Source organism: Shimia ponticola, assembly GCF_007995215.1.
Taxonomy (GTDB): Bacteria; Pseudomonadota; Alphaproteobacteria; order Rhodobacterales; family Rhodobacteraceae; genus Shimia_B; species Shimia_B ponticola.
The window spans coordinates 25,787-47,306 of record NZ_VCDK01000011.1 but is presented as its reverse complement, the minus strand read 5'-3'; the positions used below and the strand labels follow the sequence as shown (position 1 = coordinate 47,306).

Sequence of the window (21,520 nt, the reverse complement as noted above, 5' to 3'; positions counted from 1 at the left end):
ATCGCAGGACTGGCCGAGTTGATCGAGGCGTCGGGTGAGCCAGACAAATTGATCAATCAGGGTCTGTGTGGGCGGTTCCATGATCGTGCCACGCTGAACATTGATGGCGATGTCGGGATCAGCGTCTTTGACTCACAGTCGTTTTCACTGCCGTTCCGCATGGAGATGATGGAGCGCCATCCCCATGGCAGTCAGGCGTTTTTGCCCATGCAGCAAGGGGCGTACCTTGTCGTGCTGGCCGAAGATGACAACGGCGCACCAGGTGTGCCGCAGGCATTCATCGCCACGGCAGGGCAGGGCGTGAATATCGGTCGTAACGTGTGGCACGGCGTCTTGTGCCCTTTGTCGGACCCCGGACTGTTCATGGTCGTCGACAGGGTCACCGACGGGCCAAACCTCGAAGAACACTGGTTCGACACGCCATACATCATTCAAGAAAACCCCAAAGAAATGCCGGGCGAACAACCGGCAAAAGCATCATAACGGGAGGGACTATCACCATGTCAGATGCATCCATCGGGACGCCGGAACAACTCCGGGACCCAAATTATACACCGCCGCTGGCCAAGGCTGTTCCGCTTGGGCTTCAGCACGTTTTGGCCATGTTCGTCTCGAACGTGACACCGGCAATCATCATCTGCGGCGCGGCGGGTTTCGGCTTTGGCTCGAACTCGCCTGACTTTCCGCAAATGATCTACATGATCCAGATGTCGATGTTCTTTGCGGGCGTCGCAACGCTGTTGCAGACGATCACGCTGGGTCCGATCGGCGCAGGCCTGCCGATCGTGCAGGGTACATCCTTTGCCTTTATTCCGATCATGATCCCGCTGGTTGCGGGCAAGGGCGTTGACGCCATCGCCATCGTGATGGGCGGCGTCATTGTCGGCGGTCTGTTCCACGCGGCGCTGGGTCTGTTCATCGGCAAAATCCGCTTTGCTCTGCCGCCACTGGTGACCGGGCTGGTTGTCACGATGATCGGTCTCGCACTGGTCAAGGTGGGTATTCAGTATGCTGCGGGTGGCGTGCCTGCGATTGGCACCGAGGAATACGGGTCGATGACCAACTGGCTCATGGCCCTCGTCGTGATCGTCGTGACCTTGGCACTGAAGTTCTTTGCACGTGGCATGTTGTCGGTGTCGGCGGTTCTGATCGGTCTGCTCGCCGGTTATGCAGTGGCCTTTGCCTTGGGCGAAGTGAACCTTGGTAATGTGGGCCGTGCGGCACCATTTGCCTTGCCGAACCCGTTCCACTTTGGCGTCGAATTCACCGCGGCGGCGATCATCGGCTTCTGCCTGATGGCGTTCATCTCGGCGATTGAAACCGTGGGCGACGTCTCCGGGATCACCAAAGGTGGTGCTGGCCGCGAAGCGACAGACAAAGAAATCCAAGGCGCGACTTATGCTGACGGTGTCGGCACGGCGATCTCTGGTTTCTTTGGTGCACTGCCAAACACCTCGTTCTCGCAGAACGTGGGTCTGATCGCGATGACCGGCGTCATGAGCCGCCATGTCGTCACCATCGGTGCCCTGTTCCTGATCGCTGCGGGCCTGATCCCAAAGGTTGGTGCCGTGATTTCGTCGATCCCGATCGAAGTTCTGGGCGGCGGCGTGATCGTGATGTTCGGCATGGTTGTTGCGGCTGGTATCTCGATGCTGTCTGACGTGGACTGGAACCGTCGCAACATGGTGATCTTTGCGATCTCGCTGTCGGTTGGTCTGGGTCTGCAACAGGAACCCGGCGCGCTTCAGTATGTCGACGGGACCATGAAGGTTCTGCTGACGTCGGGCCTGCTTCCAGCGGCGCTGTTGGCGGTGGTTCTGAACCTGATCCTGCCACAGGAACTTTCCAGCGAGGCGACAGAAGAGGTCTCAGGTGGGCTTGCCGGACACGGTTCCGGTTCGCTGAACAAGGACTGATAATCCGCACGCAAAAAACACAAATGGCCCGGCGGAACACGCCGGGCCATTTTCGTTTCAGGATGTCTGAGGGTCTTTAGAAATCGACTTCGATTGCGATGCCTTTTTCAACAGCAAGATCCACCACGGCTGCGGCGACGGCCAGATCTTGAAGGCCAACACCGGTCCCGTCGAACAGCGTAATCTCATCGTCCGAACTGCGGCCCGGATGGGTGCCGTTGATGACCGCGCCCAATTGCGAAACGTCAGCCTCTTTGATCAGACCCTCGGAGATGGCGTGCTGTGCTTCACCGATGGAAATCGATTGCGCGACTTCGTCGGTAAAGACAGTGGCCTTCGCCAACAGTGCGGCCTCAACCTCTTGCTTGCCCTTGGTATCTGTGCCCATGCAGGCGATGTGGGTGCCCGCGCTTATGTGGTCGGCCATGACGGATGGCGAAAAGGTCGACGTGATCGAGATAATCGCATCCGCCTCGACCATGCCGGGCAGATCGACGGCTTCGAACGGAACGCCAGCCTCAGCCGCGACCTTTTCGATATTTGGCAACATCTCGGGGTGATAGTTCCAGCCGATCACCTTTTCAAAGCTCCGCTGTTCCAGAGCCGCACGAAGCTGAAACGTCGCCTGATGACCGGCACCGATCATGCCCATGACTTTGGCATCGTCCCGCGCCAGATGCTTGATCGAGACCGAGGATGCAGCCGCCGTGCGCAGCGCCGTCAGCAAGTTGCCGCCCACCATCGCCTTGGCTTTGCCTGTGTCCGGGTCAAACAGGAACACGGTGGACTGGTGGTTGATCAGGCCGCGCTTCTCCAAGTTGTTCGGCCAATAGCCGCCCGCCTTGAGGCCCAGCGTCAGTCCCGCGCGATCAAAACCACCCTTGAACCCATAGAGCGCATCTTCATGACCGATTGCCTCGCGAATGACGGGAAAGTTGTAGGCGTCATCTGCGGCCATGGCAGCAAACACCTTTTCCACGGCGTCAAAGGCGGCGTCGCGCGTCATCAGATCGGCGATTTCGCGTTCAGGTACAATCAGCATGTTGGTCTCCAGGTCGTATCGTTCGTCAGCGTCAGACAAAACTCTGACCCCGCTACGAAACGTAGCGCGGCTCGGGCGGTGTCACATGCTGCGGAATTATTGGGATGCACCCTGTGAAATTCCGGGTGCAGTCGTTTTGGTTTGTCCGGCCCCGGGAAGGGGGCCAGACGGTTTCATTCTTCGATGATCAGAAGGCGCGCCCGCGTGCAGACACAGGCCAGACACATTCAACCTTGCCGTTGCGAACACCGACATACCAGTCATGCACGTTTGCGGTCGGGTCACAGTGGCCCGGCACCAGCTTGAGCTTGTCGTTGACCTTCAGCACGCCGTCTTTGTCCATGACCACGCCATGCTCGTCCGAGCATTTGACGTATTCCACGTCATCACGGCCATAAATTACCGGCAGGCCGCTATCGACGGACTGGGCCTTGAGGCCGGCGTCGACGATGGCTTTGTCCGCTTTGGCGTGGCTCATCACCGAGGTCAGGATGAACATCGCGTTTTCCCATTCGCCACGGTCGATGCGTTTGCCATCCTTGTCGAGGATGCGGCCATAGTCGGCGTCCATGAAGGCGTAAGACCCGCACTGCAGCTCGTTATACACGCCCGAGTTCGACTCGAAGTAATAGGACCCGGTGCCGCCACCGCCGACGATGTCACATTCCAGACCTTCGGCCTTGAGCGTGTCGACAGCATCTTTGACCTGAGCCACAGCGACTTCGATCTTGGCTTTGCGTTCGTTGTAGTCATCAAGGTGCTGCATCGCGCCCTGATAGGCCTGCAGACCCGCGAATTTCAGGCCGGGGGCCGCGTCGATGGCCTTGGCGATTTCGACAACTTCGGGCGTGGTGGTCACACCGCAGCGGCCTGCGCCGCAGTCGATTTCCACGAGGCATTCGATTTGTGTGCCGTGGTTCTGTGCCGCCGCCGACAGGTCGGCCACGTTGGCCACATCATCCACACAGCAAATGGCGCGCGCGCCCAGCTTAGGCAGGCGTGCTAGACGGTCAATCTTTTGCGGATCACGGACCTGGTTCGAGACGAGAATATCCTTGATGCCGCCACGGGCAAAGACCTCTGCTTCGGACACTTTTTGGCAGCAGACCCCACATGCGCCGCCCAGCTCTTCCTGGAGCTTCTGCACATCGACGGATTTGTGCATCTTGCCATGGGTGCGGTGGCGCATGCCGTGATCTTTGGCGTAGTCGCCCATCTTCTTGATGTTGCGCTCCAGCGCGTCGAGGTCGAGCACGAGGCAGGGCGTTTGAATTTCGGACTCGTCCATGCCGGGCTTGGCTGGAATGTCAAAACCCACTTCGTAAAGGTCGAGATTGCTGAGGTCTTTCATCGCGGTCTCCTCTTATCAATAGCGGTTGCGTGGCCCGAAGGCTGCGCCGTGGAGTGTTCGTATCATGGATGGAGGTTTCCTATCGGAAACACGGCGAATATGGAAGGCCCTAGGTCGTCATCCAGGGCAATTTATCGAGGTCGACATTGCCACCGGTGACGATCACGCCGACACGCTTGCCCCGGAAGGCATCCTTGTTCTTCAGGATGACGGCCAAAGGCACGGCGCAGGATGGCTCCATGACGATCCGCAGGTATTTCCAGGTGATCTTCATCGCGTCGATGATCTCTTCTTCGGTCGCGGTGTAGATCTCGCTCACATGGTTCGAGACAAAGTGCCAAGTGCGTTCTTTCAGCGGCACCTTGAGACCATCTGCAATCGTGACAGGGGCATCATCGGCGATGATGTGACCCGCCTTGAAACTGCGATAAGCGTCGTCGGCCTGTTCCGGCTCGGCAGCGATGATCTGAACCTCTGGCGCAAGCGTCGAAAGCGTGAGGCAAGTGCCCGAGATCATTCCTCCGCCGCCAATGGGCGCGACCATCATTTCAAGCCCGTCGACCTGTTCCATGAACTCTTTGGAACATGTCCCCTGGCCCGCGATGACGCGCGGATCGTTGTAGGGATGCACGAATTCGCCGCCGGTTTTGGCCTGAACTTCGGCAAAGACGGCCTCGCGTGATGTCGTTGACGGTTCGCATTCGGTGATCGTTCCACCATAGCGGCGCACGGCGTCTTTCTTGGCCTCGGGTGCGGTGCGCGGCATGACCACGTTGCACGGGATACCCCGCCGCCCGGCAGCATAGCTCAGACACAGCGCATGGTTGCCCGAACTGTGTGTGCACACACCCTTGGCGGCCATCTCATCGCTCAGGCCAAAGACGGCATTAGTGCCACCACGCACCTTGAAAGCGCCCGGCTCCTGGAAGTTTTCACATTTAAAGAACAGCTCCGCCCCGGACAGCTCATTCAGATAGGCCGATTGCAAAACCGGCGTCCGATTGATGTGCGGCTTGATGCGCTCATGCGCGTCGAGCATGTCCTGATAGGAGGGCAGATTGAGGTCGAGGTCCTTCATTATGCGGCATCCCTTTGCTCTTGTGCCGTTTGACCGCGGTAGTAATCCTGAGCAGCCGCAACGCCGGAGCCGAGTTGGATATCAAGGCCAAGATCGGCCATGCACATTTCGGCGGTTGCGATCCCAGACAGGGCCATGACATCCGTCAGGCTGCCAAGGTGGCCAATACGGAACACTTTTCCTGCGACCTCACCAAGGCCAACACCAAACGCGACGCCGTATTTTTCGGCGGCATGGGTGACGATGTCGGTCGCGTTGAACCCATCCGGCGTGCGGATGGCGCTGACCGTGTCAGAATACACCGAAGGGTTGGCGGCGCACAACTCCATGCCCCACGCACCCACTGCTGCGCGGACGCCTTCGGCGATGCGGCGGTGTCGTGCAAAGACGTTCTCGAGCCCTTCGTTCAAGAGCATCGTGCAGGCTTCGTTCAGTCCGTTCATCAAGCCGACGGCTGGCGTGTAGGGGTAGGCATTGTTCGCGTAACCCTTCCGCATGTCATGCACATCAAAGAACGTGCGGGGCAGGGTGCCGGTTTGCGTGGCTTCCATGGCCTTTGCACTAAAGCCGACGATGGCCAGCCCGGCAGGCAGCATGAATCCCTTTTGCGATCCGGTCACCGCGACATCGACGCCCCACTCGTCAAACCGGAAGTCGACTGAAGCGATTGAGGACACGCCGTCGACAAAGAGCATTGCCGGGTGACTAGCTGCGTCGAGTGCCCTGCGCACGGCCGCGATGTCGGAGAGCACGCCTGTGGCGGTTTCGTTATGCGTCGCCAGAACAGCCTTGATCTCGTGATTGGTGTCTGCGGTCAGGATCTCTTCATAGCGATCCGCTGGCAGACCTTCGCCCCACGGGGTGTCCACGATTTGAACATCGAGGCCGTGGCGCTGACACAGGTCGATCCAGCGGTGGCTGAACATGCCGTTGCGCGCGGCAAGGATTTTGTCCCCTGCAGATAGGGTGTTCGTCACAGCAGTTTCCCAGCCGCCCGTACCAGAGGATGGGAAGATGAAAATCTCGGCGCTGTCGCTCTTCAAAATCTTGCGAACACCTGCGCGTGCGGGGTGCAGAATCTGCCCAAACAGCGGTGACCGATGGTCGATTGTCGGCATGTCGCAGGCCTTGCGCAGGCTTTCAGGAATGTTTGTCGGACCTGGGATGAAAACAGGATTTTGAAAGCTCATGTCGGTCTCCTTGGGTTTAGCGAGACTTTAAATGTAACGATCACGAGTCGATATATTTTCGAAAATTGGTCAAATCCTGTGCCAACAGGAAAGAAAATCACGCCTTGTCAGTAGTTTATGTTTTTCATATGGTGAAATATGATTTCACATGTGCAACGGGCAGGCGCTGAAGATGACACAAAATCCAGAGGATACGAGTCCCAGACAACGCGGGCGACCCCGTGGGTGGGACGACAAAACGGCCCAAAACACGATCAAATCCTTGGATCGTGCGATGCATGTCTTTGAGTATCTCAGCGATCATCCCGGCAAAGCCCTGACCAACTTGGCCAAGGAACTCGGTGAGGCTCCAGCGACGCTATATCGTGTGCTTGTCACGCTTGAAACGCGGGGGCTGGTCGAATTCGATCCGGTTGATCAGGTCTGGCACATTGGTGCGCGCGCCTTCACCATCGGCACGAAGTATCTGCGCCGGACGTCATTGGTTGAACGCGCCCGCCCGATCATGCGGCGATTGATGGAGGATACCGGCGAGACGGCAAACCTGGGCGCGGAACGGGAAGGTCAGGTCCTGTTTCTCAGTCAGGTCGAAACCCACGAAACGATCCGCGCGTTCTTTCCGCCGGGGACGTTGTCGGCCATGCATGCCTCCGGGATCGGCAAGGCGCTTCTCGCGCAGATGGATGAAGATCGGCTGCAACGCTATCTCAAGAGTCGCCGATTGGTGGGCTTTACGCCCCACACGATCACGGACCACGACGCCCTGAAACAAGAGCTCGCGACGATCCGCGAGAACGGCTTGTCGATTGACCGTGAAGAACGGAACGAAGGAATGGTCTGCATCGCTGCGCCGGTCTTTGACGCCAATGGCGAGGCGGCAGCAGGGATTTCGGTCTCTGGCCCGACGCACCGGATGAAGCCGGACGTGGTCGAGCGGCTGAGCACCCATGTGGTCGATGCAGCGCAGGCACTGACCGTTGCGGTGGGTGGCCGCCTTACTCCGCCGCAGTCCTGAGCCTTTGCGGCTGCGGAACGCCCGTCATCGCGGGGCGCAAGGCCATGTGCCGGTTCACGTCTTTATACAGGAGATAGCGGAACCGGCCCGGGCCGCCCGCATAGCAAGCCTGTGGGCAGAAGGCGCGCAACCACATGTAATCGCCTGCTTCAACTTCGACCCAATCATTGTTCAGGTTGTAGACCGCCTTGCCCTCAAGCACGTAAAGCCCGTGTTCCATGACATGGGTTTCCAGAAACGGGATCACCCCGCCGGGTTCGAACGACACGATGGTGACGTGCATGTCGTGCCGCAAATCGGTCTGATCGACGAACCGTGTGGTGGCCCAGCGTCCTTCGGTTCCGGGCATGACCGAGGGTTCGACGTCCTTTTCGTTCATGACCAGAACGTCCGGCGCATCCAGCCCTTCGACCGCTTCATAAGCTTTACGGATCCAATGAAACCGCAAAACCTCGTCACCTTTGTTGTGCAATGTCCAACCGCTTGAGGGGGGCAGATACGCATATCCGCCGGGCGTCAATTCATGGCTCTCGCCGTCGACCTTAAGCGTTGCGGTACCTTCGACGACAAAGAGAACACCCTCGGCCGCAGGATCAAGCTCGGCGCGGTCAGAACCGCCGCCTGGTTGAACCTCCATGATGTATTGCGAGAAAGTTTCCGCAAAGCCGCTCATCGGACGCGCAATCACCCATAGGCGCGTGTCCTCCCAAAATGGCAGAAAGCTGGTCACGATATCGCGCATCGTGCCTTTGGGGATCACCGCATAGGCATCGGTGAAAATGGCGCGATCCGTCAGCAGCTGCTCTTGTCCGGGATGCCCGCCGCGCGGTGCGTAGTACTTGGTGCTCATGGGATCTCCCGGGTGCTCCTGCTGACAGGATGAAAACACCTAAAATATGGGCTGCAGCGCACTTACGCACCACCCGCAAAGAACCGACAACTCCATTCGGAAAGATTTGAAAATACGGGGCTTCTGCCAGGAATTTCTGATAAAGCTTATTGCTCTGAACCATGCACCTCGACGCCCTTCTTAACATAAGGTTGATTAGACGTCATTGGCGGCATTTACTTATTTAGAATGGTTCTAAATTGTGTAATCTTGAAATAAGGTGGCAGAGCAAGGGCACGCAATCTGCCCCACCGCGCCCAGATTGAGGTAGCCATGGATCCTGTCATCATCGTTTTTCTCGCAGCGCTTCTGACAGCCGTGGCGACAGGGCTTGGTCCGCTGCCCTTCATGATCTGGCGCAGCATGTCGCCCAAGACCGTGTCGATCTGTAATGGCATCGCCGCTGGGATGATGTTGGCGGCTAGCTTCAGCCTGTTGCAAGAAGGTATAAACCTCAGCGCGATCCGGACGATTGGCGGTCTGTTGGGCGGATTTGTCTTTATCGCGATTGCCCATGCCGTCATTGAACGCCATGGCAACTTTCAGATTGGCGACATTCAGGGCGCTGATGCTCTGAAGGTGCTGATGATTGTTGGCATCATGACCCTGCATTCGGCCGCCGAAGGCATTGGCGTCGGTGTGGCCTATGCGGGCGAAGACAGTCTGGGCACATTCATCACCGCAGCGATTGCCGTTCACAACATCCCCGAGGGTCTGGCCATCGCGCTGGTCCTTGTCCCGCGCGGCGCCAAGGTTTGGCAGGCGGTTGGGTGGAGTATCTTTTCCAGCCTGCCCCAGCCGCTTTTGGCGGTGCCCGCTTTCATGTTCGTCAGCTTCTTTGCCCCTTTCCTGCCGTTTGGATTGGGGCTGGCCGCCGGGGCCATGATCTGGATGACGCTCTCTGAACTGATCCCGGAGGCGCTTGAGAACGCAGGCAGTCCGATGATCGCAAGCGCGGTCACCATGGCCATAGCTGGGATGCTGCTCTTCGAACTGCTGCTCAGAACCGTCTAGTCGGCGTCTGCGGGTTCAAACTCCAGGAGGTCGCCGGGCTGACAGTCGAGCTCTTTGCAAATGGCCTCAAGCGTGTTGAAGCGGACGCCTCGCACCTTGCCCGAGCGAAGCAAGGACAGGTTTTGCTCTGAGATGCCGATACGCCCCGCCAGGTCCCGCGAGGTCATCTTGCGACGCGCCAGCACCACATCAAGCCGCACAACAATCGGCATTCAGATCACCTCCTGATGGTCTTGCCACAATTCTGCGCCTAGCGCGAAAGCGTGAGCGAGGAAACTCGCGATCAACGCGGCGAAGGCCACGGATATCTGCGGGGAGCCTATGGCGATGGCAAGGCTGCGCTGGCCTTCTGGATAACCCCATGTCGCGGCAACGGACCCAAGGCTTTGCGACAGGATCCCCCAGGCCAAAACGATCCAGAGCAACATCGCAACGCGCCGTGCAGTTTGCGCCGCCGCTGCGGGTAGTCCCAGTGAAATCTGGCGAAACAACCGCCGCGCCACGATCAAAACAGTGATCCACAAACCAATGTGAACCATCGCAATCCCGATAAGCGCAAACGTCGGCCCAGCCGGCACGCCGTGGTCGCCATAACCTGCTTGCGTAGCCAAAAACGCCCCGGCGGCTTGCAGATCACTCAGCCCAAAGAACAGGCCAACAGTCGCCAAACACCCAAGAAACACGATCCCAACGGTCATGACATGCGCCAACCGCGAGGCGGATTGCAGCGCTCTTTGAGGATTAATCATATATTGCCTCTTGATGAATCATTCATGTTTTACATTAAATGTTAGTCACGAATCAATCAATAGGCACTCTATGACCTCCTCCTATATCTCCGCCCTCGTGTTGTCTCTTGCTGCTCTGGCACTGTCTGCCTGCAGTGGCGTGTCCCCTGCAGGCATGATCGCGGCACGTAACCTTGATCCACTCGGAACCGATCCCGCGTCGATTGCTGTGGCGGTCGGCGTCCCCCGCAGCGTGCAATTGCGCGATGGTGACGCCGAATTCAAAATGTCCTTCCAAGGCACCGGCAGCGATGTCGGCGTCCAGCGGGAACAGGCGGTGATGCTTGAATTGGTGCCAGCCGACGCTGGCCAAATTCAACCCAACGGACCGGACGAGCATGTTTTCCTCGCGCGTATCCCTGATGACAAAACCGGATCCATCGCCACGCTGCAGAACGATATCAAACAGTTGCGCGCCTCAGACGTCCAAGGTCAGGGTTCCTTGGCAATTTCTGTCACGGGCGGCTGCTATACGGGTGATGCGCCAACCGATCTGACGGTCAGCACATGGATTCAAACCGGCCCTCGGCAGCGGTTTGTGCCCCTCACGCGCAGTCAGAGCGTTGCGCGTAACACGGATGCAGCGACGGTGAACGCGGTCCTGGATCGTCTGTCACCCTGCAATCCGGACCAATCGAATTGAGCGCCCGGCGCTAGAAAGGACCCTGAACATGCCCTTGCCATTCCAAACGCGCATCGCGGTTTCATTTCTATGGTGCTTTGTTGCACTCAACATGGCCTTCGCCGATGTGCTCAGCATCTATACACCCGGCACGGTTCCACAGCTCATGAACGGCACGATCGAAGGTGTCGCTCTGTCTGAAACCCTGATGTTGATCGCAGCGGTCATGCTTCAGATCGCGATGGTGATGATCGTTGCGACCCAATTCCTGCCAGACAAATGGTGCCGGATCGTGAACAGCGTCGCCGTCATTGTCACCGCTGCCTTTGTCATCGGCGGCGGGTCGCTGAAGCCGCATTACATCTTTTTCGCTGTCTCAGAGGTGGCGGCCATGGCCACCGTCCTTGTTCTCATGTGGCGGCGTGAACCGCAGCTTGTGGCGGACTAATCCGCCCAGCTGGCAATCTTGCGGTCGATGGTTTTGCGCGACACCCCAAGACGTCGCGCGGCCTCGGCCCGGTTGCCGTTGCACTGATCCAGGATGTGCAGGATGTGGCGCTGCGCAACCAGATCGAGGTTTTCAACCGCCTCCGGCCCCGTGATCTGACCGCTGCCCGTGAATTCATCCGGGAAGGACCCCAAGATAACGGACCGTTCGACCAGATTCCGCAACTCTCGGACATTGCCCGGCCACGCATAGCGGCGCAGCTTGAGCAGGGTTTCCTCGTCCAGCTGAAGTGGTGGCATCCCCAAGGCTTGCGAGAAATGCGCCGTGAAATAGGACGCCAGTTCGACAATATCCTCGGACCGTTCGGACAGGTCGGGCATGTGAACACCGACCACGTTGATCCGGTGATACAGGTCAGCGCGGAACTTCCGTTCCTCAACCGCCTTTTGCAGATCGGCATTGGTCGCGAAGAACAGGCGCAGGTCGAGCGGCACCTCGCGTTCTGCGCCCACGGGGCGGATACGCGTATCCTCAAGAACCCGCAGCAACGCGGCCTGCAAGGCCTCTGGCATGTGGGCGACCTCGTCAAAGAACAAAGTGCCGCCATCGGCCAAAAGGAACAGACCGGCGCGCAACTGCCCGTCATCCTCAACCGCGCCAAACAGCTCTCGTGCAATCCGATCCGGCGCGATCGTGGCGCAATTCACCGCAACAAACGGCTTCTCGGCCCGGTCCGACATGGCGTGCATGTGCCGCGCGGCAAGCTCTTTGCCTGTACCGCTGGCGCCAGTGAACAAAACCGGCGTCGGCAGAGGCGCGAGCTTCATCAACAGCTTGCGAATGCCCTCCAGCGCGGGCGACGTGCCGAGCAATGGCCCCCTGCCCCCCTCACCGCTGAGTTCCCGTTTCAAAAGCGTGTTGTCCCGACGCAGGAATTTGCGATCCAACGCGCGCTCCACTGCACCGACAATCTGATTGGCGCGAAACGGCTTGAGCACAAAGTCACTGACCCCGGCCCGCAAAGCCGCGATAGCAACCTCAAGATCAGCATAGGCTGTGATCAGGATCACCTCCGCGAAAAACCCGCGCCTGCGCTGCTCCGCCAGCCACTCCAAACCCGTGGTCCCGGGCATCACGTTATCCAGCACCACCAGATCAAAATGCGCTTCGTCCAGATGCTGGGTCGCTTCTTTCGGTGAGGCCGCCTGCGCCAGCCGTTTGACGCGCGGCTCAAGGATCTTGGACAGGAAATTGCGCATCCCCGGTTCGTCATCGACAATCAGAACCGACGCCCCCGACAGGGTGCTGTCGAAGGTGTCAGGCTTGGTGGGCGGGCGCGCGGTCAAGACCATTCTCCTTAGTCGAGCCTCACGTTATCGCTTGAATAAACCTCTGACGAGGAAAACCCGGCTTCTCCCAGAACGACATATGCCGCGGCCGATATGATGATAATGGCGATAAAGCCTGTGATCATGGGTTTCATAGCCTCACTCCTAGGATGTGGCGTCTTGTAGATATTGGATCAGGTCGGCGCGATCCGAAGGTTTCGCGATGACCTGCATCGGCATTTTGGATCCGGGTATGTAGTGATCCGGACCTTCGTCAAAAAGCGCGTCGATGGTGGCGTCTGACCAGATGATGTCAGAACCGGTCAGGGCGTCCGAATAGGTGTACCCCGGCACGGTCCCTGCCCTGCGCCCGAACACCTTGTGCAGGGTCGGCCCCGCCTTGCGGGATGGTCCCTCTGTCAGCGCATGACAGATCGAGCATTTGCGCATGAACTGCCGTTCACCGTTGGGCATGGATTCCGCGTCGCGCAAGAAGCTGCGCTCGCCATCAATGGCGGCGTCAAATTCATCGAGCAGCGCGACGGGCCACGCATAGATCACATCGTCCAGCCCGCCTGCATAGATCGTCCGCCCATCCGGCGAAAACGCCAGCGCCCAGACGGGCCCCTGGCGCGCGGCGCGAAAATCACGCGCGATCCGCCACTGTTCGGTGTCTATCATCATGATATAGCCATGACCGTCCCCAACGGCGAGCTGATCTGTTTCCGCGTGGTAGGCCATCGACAGGATCGGTCGGCGGTCAAGTGTGAAGTCCTTGAACGGTTGCCCACTGACAACATCAATGACCCGCGTCCCGCCATCCACGGCCCCATAGGCCAGCCAGCCTTCGCCAACAATTAGCCGGTTCACGCCAAATCCGTGCTTGGCCAATGGCAGGCGGTTTTCCCCTTCATAGCGCCAGATCACGCCGGCTGAGGTCGCGGCTATTAGCGCATCGCCATCCCAGGCGACCGCATTCACACCTGCACCGGGATAGGCCAGCTCTGAAACACCCCCATCCTGCCAGAGCAGGATACTCCCATCCCACGACCCGCTGGCCACGCGATCGCCCTGCACAGCGATTGAGGTTACTTTGCCTTTGTGTTGGCCCAGCACCTGATCCGGCCCCCACGCCCGGACCGAGAAGTCATCCGAGCCGGAATAGAGCCTATTTTCGGCGTCAAAGGCCAAGGCAGTCACCGCTGCATCATGGCCATCCAGCCAAGTCGGTTCGCCGTCAGACCACAGACCCAGCGCATTATCAAATGATGCGCTGGCCAGTTGCCCGTCCGGTGCCACGGCCAGCCCCATAATCGGACCGCCATGGCCTTTGAACGTGGTGAAATCCTGCGCCGCAACCGGGGATGCCAGCGCAAGCAGGAGTAACAGCGCGCGCACAGGTTACTCGGCAGGTGTCGCGTTGGAGTCCGGCGATTTCTCTTTGGCCTTCATCTCTTCCAGCCAAAGCGAATGGTGCTGATGCGCCCATGCCTCGTCCACCTCGCCGGAACCCATGGCATCATAAGCCCCCTCCATCCCGACAGAGCCGATGTAGATATGCGCAATGATGATCGCCATCAGCACGAAGCTGACGATGGCGTGCCAAGCAGATGCGAACTGCATCTCTTCTTGCGGTGACAGCGCGGTCGGCAAAGTGCCAAAACCGGCAAGTTCGGGAAGCCCAGTGTCATTCAAAAGGGCAAAGGTTTTTGCAAAAAGCGGAAGCTCGAACGGGAACAACAGCGACAGACCCGACAGGCTGATGGAGCCGCCCAAAAGGATGACCGACCAGAAGATGACCTTTTGGCCCGCGTTGAACTTTTTCGCTGGCGGGTGCGCATTGCCGACAATGCCGCCTGCCTGCGCAATCCATTTGATGTCGGTGCGATCTGGAAGGTTGTGAACAACCCAGAAGACAAACACCATGGCCAGAGCGATCATGAACGCCCAAGACACGTTGTTGTGGATGAATTTTGACCCGGTCAGAATGAAGGCGTTGACCTCATGCCCAAAGGTCGGCGCGATGAATTTGCGACCAAACAGCACCAAAAGCCCGGTGACGCCCAACAGGATGAACGACCCGGCCAGCAGCCAGTGCGCAAAGCGTTCGACCGCTTTGAACCGCGTCACGGTGCGACCCGTCAGTTCTCCATCCACGGGGATGCGACCGCGGAGAACAAAGAACACGATCAGCGCGCCAATCGTACCCAGCAAGAGCCAGCCGCCATATGTCTTCAGCGGTCCTTGCCGGAATTCGTACCAAGCCATGCCGCCCGACTGGACGAGCGTCTTGGCCACATCGCCCCCAGCAGAAACTGTCACTTCGGCACTGTCATAACGCAGCGCGCGCCACAGATCGGGGTCTGATGCCCCGCCCAAAGTGCCAAGTTGCGCCGCAATATCGGCGGCAGAGTTGCCGTCGCCCGTGTTGTTGCGGCGGAAACTGTCGTCGATGGTTTCGCCCCGTTGCCGGGCCATGATGTCTTCCAGTGTTTGCGCTCCACCGGTGGCCGAACGGTCAGGGGCAGGCGCGGCCTCCTGAGCCATCACAGGAAGAGCGAGAAAAAGGGCAGTGATCAGGACGATCAGGCGGGTCATGGGAGGCTCCCAGAAAGAATGAAGCTGGCGGGGTGAACCCCGCCCTACGGATGGGGGTGTGGCCGTAAGGATAGCCATCAATTTGAGACGGCGTAGGGCGGGGTTTACCCCGCCGCCACGGCCAACCGGGGCCACAAATGCGGCCCCGGCAAAAAGGATCAGGCCTTAGCCGTCCTTTTGATCATAGGCTGTGCCCCAGCCCCATGCGCCCGAGCCGAAGCCGCGCGCGACCACACGCTCGCGGTAGACCGCCGACACAACGTCGCCGTCACCCGCCAACAGGGCCTTGGTGGAACACATCTCAGCACAGATGGGCAGCTTCCCCTCGGCAATCCGGTTGCGCCCGTATTTGGCGAACTCGGCTGTCGAGTGGTTCTCTTCCGGGCCACCGGCACAGAAGGTGCATTTGTCCATCTTGCCGCGCGACCCAAAGTTGCCCGCCTGCGGGAACTGCGGCGCGCCGAAGGGGCACGCATAGAAGCAGTAACCGCAACCAATGCAGAGGTCTTTGGAGTGCAGGACGACGCCTTCTTCGTTTTGATAGAAGCAGTCGACCGGGCACACCGCCATACACGGCGCATCCGAACAGTGCATACAGGCGACAGAGATCGAGCGTTCGCCCGGCTTGCCGTCCTGAATCGTCACCACGCGGCGGCGATTGATGCCCCAAGGCACCTCATGCTCGTTCTTACAGGCCGTGACACAGGCGTTGCATTCAATGCAGCGCTCGGCGTCGCAGAGAAACTTTGCTCTAGCCATTCTCTTTCCTCCTTACGCTACGCTGATTTTGCAAAGAGTCGCTTTGGTCTCTTGCATCTGCGTGACTGAGTCATAGCCGTAGGTCTGAGCCGTGTTGGTGGATTCACCCAACACATACGGATCAGCGCCTTCCGGATACTTGGACCGCTGGTCTTCGCCTTGGAAATGACCGCCAAAGTGGAACGGCATGAAGGCAACGCCTTCGCCGACCCGCTCGGTGACCATGGCCATGACTTTGACCTTGCCGCCTTCTGGACCTTCGACCCACACCTGCGCGCCGTCACGAACCCCAAGGTTGTTGGCGTCACGCGGGTGAATCTCGACGAACATGTCCTGCTGCAGCTCGGCAAGCCACGGGTTTGACCGTGTCTCGTCGCCGCCGCCCTCGTATTCGACCAGACGGCCGGATGTGAGGATGATCGGATAGTCCTTCGAGTAGTCGTTTTTCTGGATCGACGCATAGAGGGTCGGCAGCCGGTAGGCGTGACGGTCCTCGTATGTCGGATAGTCTTCGACCAGATCGCGACGGTTGGTGTACAAAGGCTCGCGGTGCAGCGGCACCGGATCCGGGAAGGTCCACACAACTGCACGGGCTTTCGCGTTACCGAAAGGCGCACATTCGTGCTTGATCGCGACCCGCTGGATGCCGCCCGACAGGTCGGTTTTCCAGTTGGTCTTCGGACCTGCGACCGCGTCGATTGCGGCGCGTTCTTCGTCCGTCAGATCACCGTCCCAGCCAAGGTCCATCAGCATCTGCATCGTGAACTCAGGATAGCCATCCTGAATTTCCGATCCTGCAGAATAGACCCCTTCGGCCAGAAGGTTGTCACCGTCTCGCTCAACGCCAAAGCGCGCACGGAAGGTGAGACCACCTTCAGAGACTGGCTTCGACATATCATAGAGGTTCGGCGTACCGGGATGGTTCATCTCGGCAGTTCCCCAGCACGGCCATGGCAGACCATAGTAGTCACCGTCGGCAGGTCCGCCCACCGCCTGAAGCGTGGTGCGGTCGAAGGTGTGCTGGTTGGCCATGTGCAGCTTGATCCGCTCTGGCGACTGACCGGTGTAACCCACCGTCCACATGCCTGCGTTGATCTCACGGGTCGTGTCTTCGATGTTTGGCGTCACGCCATCATCTTCGATCGCGATGTTGCGGAAGATACGGTCATGGAAACCGAACTTTTGCGAGAACAGGCCGATGATCTCGTGATCTGGCTTGGACTCAAAGAGCGGGTCGATGACTTTCTCACGCCACTGCAGCGACCGGTTTGACGCGGTGGCCGAGCCATAGGTCTCGAACTGGGTCGAGGCCGGCAAGAGATAGACGCCATCCTCACGGTCATGGAGCACGGCAGAGACAGTTGGGAACGGGTCGATCACGACCAGCATGTCCAGCTTCTCCATCGCCGTCTTCATTTCCGTCATCCGCGTTTGCGAGTTCGGAGCATGGCCCCAAAGCACCATCGCGCGGACAGGATTTGGCTGATCGGTGTTTTCGGGATCTTCCAGAACACCGTCGATCCAGCGCGACACCGGAATACCGGACAGGTTCATCAAGGCTTTTTCCTTGCCGTCCTTGCCGGTGGTCGTCGCGAACTGGCCTTTCAGCCAATCGAGGTCTTCGTCCCAGACACGAGCCCAATGCGCCCATGCCCCTGCCGACAGGCCATAGTAGCCAGGCAGCGTGTGGGACAGAACACCAAGGTCCGTGGCACCTTGCACGTTGTCGTGGCCGCGGAAGATGTTGGTGCCGCCACCCGACGTGCCCATGTTCCCCAGCGCAAGCTGAAGGATACAGTAGGCGCGCGTGTTGTTGTTGCCGTTGGTGTGCTGAGTACCACCCATGCACCAGATCACGGTGCCGGGACGGTTGTTGGCCATCGTACGGGCCACGCGGCGCAACTGCGAACCGGGGGTGCCGGTAACACGCTCCACCTCTTCAGGGTTCCACTTGGCCACTTCTTCCTTGATCTGGTCCATGCCCCAGACACGGGTGCGGATGAACTCTTTGTCCTCCCAACCATTGTCGAAGATGTGCCATAGGATACCCCAGACCAATGCAACGTCTGTACCGGGACGGAAGCGAACATATTCGTCCGCATGGGCCGCGGTCCGCGTAAAACGCGGGTCACAGACAATCAGTGGCGCGTTGTTTTGCTCTTTCGCGCGGAGCACGTGCAAGAGCGACACAGGGTGCGCCTCGGCAGGGTTACCACCGATGATGAAGATGGCCTTGGAGTTGTGGATGTCGTTGTACGAGTTCGTCATCGCACCGTAGCCCCAGGTGTTTGCAACACCGGCCACCGTGGTTGAATGACAGATCCGCGCCTGGTGATCCACGTTGTTCGTGCCCCAATAGGCCGCGAACTTGCGGAACAGATACGCTTGCTCGTTATTGTGCTTCGCAGAGCCCAGCCAATAGACCGAATCCGGACCGCTTTCGTCCCGGATCGACATCATACCGTCGCCGATCTCGTTGATCGCCTGCTCCCAAGAGATGCGAACCCATTCGCCGTTCTCTTTCTTCATGGGGTATTTCAGGCGACGCTCACCATGCGCGTGTTCGCGAACGGCGGCCCCTTTGGCACAGTGCGCACCCAGGTTGAACGGGCTGTCCCAGCCGGGTTCCTGACCCGTCCAGACGCCGTCCTGAACTTCGGCAACGACCGTACAGCCGACCGAACAGTGCGTACAAACCGATTTCTTCAGCTCAACCGCGCCAGAGGCGGCGGAAGCAGCTGCGTTGGCCTGCGTGACGGTGCCGCCTGTCGCGGCAATCGCCGCCAGACCCCCGATCGCAAGGCCCGACCCGCGCAGGAATGCGCGACGGTCAACGGAAGCGTTGGCGGCTTCCGACAGGATCGAGGTCCGCTGGGGGCGTCTCGCAACCCCGTTGGTCTTTTTCCTAAGCATGTTAATCCTCCCTTGCTTGCAGGACTAAGCGTCCAGCTCGCTTGGTGATGTGAATGTGCCTTTGCCAGTCGGGCGTTACGCAACCAGTCGGCTCGGGCTCGAATGCATGTCCGGGCTTGGTCCCGGGCAGGCGGTGCTTAGACCTTGGCCGTCAGAATTTGACGGACGCGAGGTAGGCGCGCGTATGCGCGGTGTCCTGCATCTTGTCTGACGACAGATCAGGCTGGGCAGGTTCTGCTTGCGCAGCGGTGCCCTGTGCCACCGCGACCGCCGCCAAAGGCGCCGTCGTTGCAGCCATCTTCAGAAAATCGCGGCGGCTGTTGCCAGCTGCTTCGGTCTTCTTGGTCATGAGAGATCCTCCTTTATTGGGTTGGCTCTCGGTTCGTGTTTGGCGGTTGCCCGCCGGTGGTTGGGTCTTGTGCGGACCCCTGGCCTTAGCCCGCCATGCGGAAGGCTTCGGTTTCAACCTCCATGAACGCGCGACCAACGGTGCCGACCGGCGCGTAAAAGACAGAGGTTTTCGCGCCTTCGAGGTCCGCAAAGAAATGCGACGCCCAAGGAGCGATATGTCGGTTGAAAAAGGTGCGTTGGGTTTCCAGCGATGCGGGGCTGCCAAAGCGGCCCACGATCATCGCGCCCATCATCTCCATCAGGCTGGCGATGTTGTCTTCGGGTTCAAAGACATTCGCCGCCCGCGCCAGACCACGCGCTGCCATGTCCTGCCGCAGCGTGGCGAGAGGTTTCTCATTCAGGAACCCGGTCAGGTAATAAGAGGCATAGGGCAGCAGTTCCCCACGACCCAGACCGATGAACAGCGCATTGAATTCGCTCTGCACCGTCTTGGGTTTCGACAGCTTGGCCAGTTTCGCCAATGTGGTGATGGCTTTGCCCAGTTCGCTGTCATCACCTGCAAGCCCGGCGACCTGCGCGATCAGAAGCTCATCCGGCGGGTTGCTCAAAAGCAGACCAAGGAAGTTGTAAAGATCAGCCCGCTGGCGATCTTCTGGAGCGATGTCGATGGCTTCTGCGGCGGTCATCTTATCCTCACTCATGCAGTTGTTGGGGTGAAAGTGAATGCCATGCGGCGGGGTGCGCGGACGGGCACGTCGTCGTTCTCTTCGAAGTCCCGGACCTGATCCGGGACCTCTTGCGCAGCGCTTTCGACCAGATCCCGGCTCGGGGGCCGGGACTGCGCAGGTGCAACAGTAGCAGGCTGGGCTGCGCCCGACCCTGGGTGGGCGTTTGCAACAGTTGTGCTGGCCTCGGCCTCCGAAGCATCGATGTCGTCCGAACGAAAAACCACATTGCCGGAACGCCCTCCCGTTGCGCTTGAAGCGCACCCTTGGTGCGACGGGAGGGTCGGGCGTGACCCAGCCTGCGGCTGGTCCGGGTACTCGGTTCCAACTTCTTCCGCATCGACTTCCGCCTCAGCCAAAGCCGCCTCTTTCGTAGCTTCCTTCTCCGCCAGCGCCTCAACATGGGCCAGCATGCCTTTGCCGACTTGATAGGCTGTCTGAAGGTTCTCGATCACACAGGACGCGTCGGTGAAGTCCTCACCGTAATCGACCAGCCCATCGACATTAGCGAGGATAGGATTCAGCCGCCACAACCGACGCAACGCCCGCGTTTTCAACCGTTGCGGCACCGCGCTGTCCATAAAGGCGCGGACGGCCTCGGGCGTCTCCAGCTCCTCCGGCTCGCACAAGTTCAGCTCAGCCAGGATTTCTTCGTCGGTCTTCTCGGCCAGCTTTGCCTCGGCTTCAGCCTCGGACGCATCAACCCGCGCCTGTTCCTCGGCACGGGCTTCCGCCTCAACGGCAGCTTTTCGTCTGGCCCAGAAATCGCTCAATGCAGACGCCCCCGTTTGAGTGCGGGCGAGGCATAGACATCCTCAAGCCCACCGATCCGCGGATCACCAATCCCGTCCTGCACAAGATCGATCCGCTTCTTGTCGCGCTTGCGTTTCACAAAGACTTCTTCTTCGTGGTGCTTTTCGACAAAGTCCTCGATCAGCGCGCGCAGCGTCAAAGGCATGGCGACCTTTTCGACGATCTCTTCTCCGCTGTCGGTGTAATCCTGCGCCTCGTAAGGCGAAGCGGTGACAAGCAGGATGTCGAACGGCCGATCCTCGGCCTCGCGCATCACGATGTAGATGCACGGCACCTCGGCCATCAGGCCATGAACGTAGGCCTCGGTGTCGGCCCCGTGCAATTCAAGGTCCAGCGTCGCCGCGTGGAACTCGGTCACATCGCCGTCGCGACGCAACTCATGCCAATCGGCGGGTCCGGCACCGGGGAGGACCGACGTCGCTTTCCAATTCCATTTCTGCCAACGGGTCACGCCCGGCATGCGCCGTAGCACAACACCGACCGGGCAGGTGGCATAGGATTTCGGATTGCGGATCATCCGGGAACGTCTCCTCCTGTCGTATACCTTTGTATGGAAACGATGCTGGACAAACCGCTTTTCTGACCTAGCGGAATGTTTTTGCGAAACGCGGACAAAATGGGCAGCACCCCGACCGGACCCCGGAGGCTTGGGTCTAATTGTCTAAACCGACAATAATCAT

23 protein-coding genes are annotated in these 21,520 nt (G+C 59.4%); 6 read left to right on the top strand and 17 right to left on the bottom strand.

The window, feature by feature from the left end; translation table 11 throughout:
• Entirely contained in the window at positions 1-483 is a 483-nt protein-coding gene (locus FE702_RS18210; RefSeq protein WP_147127775.1) for an ureidoglycolate lyase, read from the top strand.
• 17 nt (positions 484-500) lie between these two features.
• On the top strand, positions 501-1,916 hold the full coding sequence (locus FE702_RS18205; RefSeq protein ID WP_147127774.1) for a uracil-xanthine permease family protein: 1,416 nt from the start codon (positions 501-503) through the stop codon (positions 1,914-1,916).
• A 76-nt stretch (positions 1,917-1,992) separates the two neighbouring features.
• On the opposite strand, the gene bhcD is transcribed toward FE702_RS18205, so the two are convergent.
• The 4 genes from bhcD to bhcA form a co-directional block, all read right to left on the bottom strand.
• Positions 1,993-2,958: an iminosuccinate reductase BhcD gene (bhcD, locus tag FE702_RS18200; protein WP_147127773.1), complete on the bottom strand. Its 966-nt coding sequence runs from the start codon at positions 2,956-2,958 to the stop codon at positions 1,993-1,995.
• A 187-nt stretch (positions 2,959-3,145) separates the two neighbouring features.
• Positions 3,146-4,309 carry a 3-hydroxy-D-aspartate aldolase BhcC gene (bhcC, locus tag FE702_RS18195; protein WP_147127772.1) on the bottom strand — a complete coding sequence of 388 codons (1,164 nt, stop codon included), beginning with the start codon at positions 4,307-4,309 and terminating at the stop codon, positions 3,146-3,148.
• A gap of 109 nt (positions 4,310-4,418) precedes the next feature.
• The gene (gene bhcB / locus FE702_RS18190; RefSeq protein ID WP_147127771.1) at positions 4,419-5,387 is read right to left on the bottom strand and encodes a beta-hydroxyaspartate dehydratase BhcB; all 969 of its coding nucleotides are present in this window, start codon (positions 5,385-5,387) and stop codon (positions 4,419-4,421) included.
• Complete coding sequence (gene bhcA, locus FE702_RS18185) at positions 5,387-6,577, bottom strand: L-aspartate--glyoxylate aminotransferase BhcA (protein WP_147127770.1); 1,191 nt, start codon at positions 6,575-6,577, stop codon at positions 5,387-5,389. Before bhcA ends, bhcB begins: the two co-directional genes overlap by 1 nt.
• Positions 6,578-6,749: 172 nt before the next feature.
• On the opposite strand from bhcA, the gene bhcR reads away from it, so the two are divergent.
• Positions 6,750-7,592 (top strand): HTH-type transcriptional regulator BhcR, encoded by an 843-nt coding sequence (bhcR, locus tag FE702_RS18180; RefSeq protein ID WP_147127769.1) that lies wholly within the window; start codon positions 6,750-6,752, stop codon positions 7,590-7,592.
• Here bhcR and FE702_RS18175 read toward each other — a convergent pair.
• Positions 7,573-8,442, bottom strand: a complete 870-nt coding sequence (locus FE702_RS18175; RefSeq protein ID WP_147127768.1) for a bifunctional allantoicase/(S)-ureidoglycine aminohydrolase — start codon at positions 8,440-8,442, stop codon at positions 7,573-7,575. The two genes, bhcR and FE702_RS18175, sit on opposite strands and share 20 nt — an antisense overlap.
• Positions 8,443-8,754: 312 nt before the next feature.
• Between FE702_RS18175 and FE702_RS18170 the strand changes: the two genes are divergently transcribed.
• Positions 8,755-9,495, top strand: a complete 741-nt coding sequence (locus FE702_RS18170) for a ZIP family metal transporter (RefSeq protein WP_147127767.1) — start codon at positions 8,755-8,757, stop codon at positions 9,493-9,495.
• Here FE702_RS18170 and FE702_RS18165 read toward each other — a convergent pair.
• The gene (locus FE702_RS18165; protein WP_147127766.1) at positions 9,492-9,707 is read right to left on the bottom strand and encodes a helix-turn-helix domain-containing protein; all 216 of its coding nucleotides are present in this window, start codon (positions 9,705-9,707) and stop codon (positions 9,492-9,494) included. The genes FE702_RS18170 and FE702_RS18165 overlap by 4 nt on opposite strands.
• Positions 9,708-10,244: a hypothetical protein gene (locus FE702_RS18160; protein WP_147127765.1), complete on the bottom strand. Its 537-nt coding sequence runs from the start codon at positions 10,242-10,244 to the stop codon at positions 9,708-9,710.
• A 70-nt stretch (positions 10,245-10,314) separates the two neighbouring features.
• Between FE702_RS18160 and FE702_RS18155 the strand changes: the two genes are divergently transcribed.
• Together FE702_RS18155 and FE702_RS18150 are read left to right on the top strand one after the other, a co-directional pair.
• A complete protein-coding gene (locus tag FE702_RS18155; protein WP_147127764.1) occupies positions 10,315-10,926 on the top strand; it encodes a hypothetical protein in 612 nt (203 codons plus the stop codon).
• A gap of 28 nt (positions 10,927-10,954) precedes the next feature.
• Entirely contained in the window at positions 10,955-11,353 is a 399-nt protein-coding gene (locus tag FE702_RS18150; RefSeq protein WP_147127763.1) for a DUF6326 family protein, read from the top strand.
• On the opposite strand, the gene FE702_RS18145 is transcribed toward FE702_RS18150, so the two are convergent.
• The 10 genes from FE702_RS18145 to FE702_RS18105 form a co-directional block, all read right to left on the bottom strand.
• The gene (locus FE702_RS18145) at positions 11,350-12,705 is read right to left on the bottom strand and encodes a sigma-54-dependent transcriptional regulator (RefSeq protein WP_147127762.1); all 1,356 of its coding nucleotides are present in this window, start codon (positions 12,703-12,705) and stop codon (positions 11,350-11,352) included. The genes FE702_RS18150 and FE702_RS18145 overlap by 4 nt on opposite strands.
• A 5-nt stretch (positions 12,706-12,710) precedes the next feature.
• Positions 12,711-12,836: a hypothetical protein gene (locus tag FE702_RS18935; RefSeq protein WP_255449735.1), complete on the bottom strand. Its 126-nt coding sequence runs from the start codon at positions 12,834-12,836 to the stop codon at positions 12,711-12,713.
• Between the two features lie 10 nt (positions 12,837-12,846).
• Positions 12,847-14,079 carry a c-type cytochrome gene (locus FE702_RS18140; protein ID WP_147127761.1) on the bottom strand — a complete coding sequence of 411 codons (1,233 nt, stop codon included), beginning with the start codon at positions 14,077-14,079 and terminating at the stop codon, positions 12,847-12,849.
• A gap of 3 nt (positions 14,080-14,082) precedes the next feature.
• Entirely contained in the window at positions 14,083-15,279 is a 1,197-nt protein-coding gene (locus FE702_RS18135; protein ID WP_147127760.1) for a formate dehydrogenase subunit gamma, read from the bottom strand.
• A 165-nt stretch (positions 15,280-15,444) separates the two neighbouring features.
• The gene (gene fdh3B, locus FE702_RS18130) at positions 15,445-16,038 is read right to left on the bottom strand and encodes a formate dehydrogenase FDH3 subunit beta (protein ID WP_147127759.1); all 594 of its coding nucleotides are present in this window, start codon (positions 16,036-16,038) and stop codon (positions 15,445-15,447) included.
• 12 nt (positions 16,039-16,050) lie between these two features.
• Complete coding sequence (locus FE702_RS18125; protein ID WP_147127758.1) at positions 16,051-18,951, bottom strand: formate dehydrogenase subunit alpha; 2,901 nt, start codon at positions 18,949-18,951, stop codon at positions 16,051-16,053.
• A gap of 151 nt (positions 18,952-19,102) precedes the next feature.
• A complete protein-coding gene (locus FE702_RS18120) occupies positions 19,103-19,300 on the bottom strand; it encodes a twin-arginine translocation signal domain-containing protein (protein WP_147127757.1) in 198 nt (65 codons plus the stop codon).
• An 85-nt stretch (positions 19,301-19,385) separates the two neighbouring features.
• Entirely contained in the window at positions 19,386-19,988 is a 603-nt protein-coding gene (locus tag FE702_RS18115) for a TorD/DmsD family molecular chaperone (protein WP_147127779.1), read from the bottom strand.
• 11 nt (positions 19,989-19,999) lie between these two features.
• The gene (locus tag FE702_RS18980) at positions 20,000-20,800 is read right to left on the bottom strand and encodes a DUF3306 domain-containing protein (RefSeq protein WP_147127756.1); all 801 of its coding nucleotides are present in this window, start codon (positions 20,798-20,800) and stop codon (positions 20,000-20,002) included.
• Positions 20,797-21,357: a DUF3305 domain-containing protein gene (locus FE702_RS18105; RefSeq protein WP_147127755.1), complete on the bottom strand. Its 561-nt coding sequence runs from the start codon at positions 21,355-21,357 to the stop codon at positions 20,797-20,799. Before FE702_RS18105 ends, FE702_RS18980 begins: the two co-directional genes overlap by 4 nt.
• Positions 21,358-21,520 lie beyond the last annotated feature (163 nt).

What these genes read in the sequence shown, in the direction of transcription:
- FE702_RS18135 (WP_147127760.1), bottom strand. Translation starts at nt 15,279, where the DNA reads ATGACCCGCCTGATCGTCCTGATCACTGCCCTTTTTCTCGCTCTTCCT.
- bhcA (WP_147127770.1), bottom strand. Translation starts at nt 6,577, where the DNA reads ATGAGCTTTCAAAATCCTGTTTTCATCCCAGGTCCGACAAACATTCCT.
- FE702_RS18170 (WP_147127767.1), top strand. Translation starts at nt 8,755, where the DNA reads ATGGATCCTGTCATCATCGTTTTTCTCGCAGCGCTTCTGACAGCCGTG.
- FE702_RS18205 (WP_147127774.1), top strand. Translation starts at nt 501, where the DNA reads ATGTCAGATGCATCCATCGGGACGCCGGAACAACTCCGGGACCCAAAT.
- bhcD (WP_147127773.1), bottom strand. Translation starts at nt 2,958, where the DNA reads ATGCTGATTGTACCTGAACGCGAAATCGCCGATCTGATGACGCGCGAC.
- FE702_RS18125 (WP_147127758.1), bottom strand. Translation starts at nt 18,951, where the DNA reads ATGCTTAGGAAAAAGACCAACGGGGTTGCGAGACGCCCCCAGCGGACC.
- FE702_RS18165 (WP_147127766.1), bottom strand. Translation starts at nt 9,707, where the DNA reads ATGCCGATTGTTGTGCGGCTTGATGTGGTGCTGGCGCGTCGCAAGATG.
- bhcB (WP_147127771.1), bottom strand. Translation starts at nt 5,387, where the DNA reads ATGAAGGACCTCGACCTCAATCTGCCCTCCTATCAGGACATGCTCGAC.
- fdh3B (WP_147127759.1), bottom strand. Translation starts at nt 16,038, where the DNA reads ATGGCTAGAGCAAAGTTTCTCTGCGACGCCGAGCGCTGCATTGAATGC.
- FE702_RS18105 (WP_147127755.1), bottom strand. Translation starts at nt 21,357, where the DNA reads ATGATCCGCAATCCGAAATCCTATGCCACCTGCCCGGTCGGTGTTGTG.
- FE702_RS18160 (WP_147127765.1), bottom strand. Translation starts at nt 10,244, where the DNA reads ATGATTAATCCTCAAAGAGCGCTGCAATCCGCCTCGCGGTTGGCGCAT.
- FE702_RS18115 (WP_147127779.1), bottom strand. Translation starts at nt 19,988, where the DNA reads ATGACCGCCGCAGAAGCCATCGACATCGCTCCAGAAGATCGCCAGCGG.
- FE702_RS18150 (WP_147127763.1), top strand. Translation starts at nt 10,955, where the DNA reads ATGCCCTTGCCATTCCAAACGCGCATCGCGGTTTCATTTCTATGGTGC.
- FE702_RS18155 (WP_147127764.1), top strand. Translation starts at nt 10,315, where the DNA reads ATGACCTCCTCCTATATCTCCGCCCTCGTGTTGTCTCTTGCTGCTCTG.
- FE702_RS18175 (WP_147127768.1), bottom strand. Translation starts at nt 8,442, where the DNA reads ATGAGCACCAAGTACTACGCACCGCGCGGCGGGCATCCCGGACAAGAG.
- bhcC (WP_147127772.1), bottom strand. Translation starts at nt 4,309, where the DNA reads ATGAAAGACCTCAGCAATCTCGACCTTTACGAAGTGGGTTTTGACATT.
- FE702_RS18120 (WP_147127757.1), bottom strand. Translation starts at nt 19,300, where the DNA reads ATGACCAAGAAGACCGAAGCAGCTGGCAACAGCCGCCGCGATTTTCTG.
- bhcR (WP_147127769.1), top strand. Translation starts at nt 6,750, where the DNA reads ATGACACAAAATCCAGAGGATACGAGTCCCAGACAACGCGGGCGACCC.
- FE702_RS18145 (WP_147127762.1), bottom strand. Translation starts at nt 12,705, where the DNA reads ATGGTCTTGACCGCGCGCCCGCCCACCAAGCCTGACACCTTCGACAGC.
- FE702_RS18935 (WP_255449735.1), bottom strand. Translation starts at nt 12,836, where the DNA reads ATGAAACCCATGATCACAGGCTTTATCGCCATTATCATCATATCGGCC.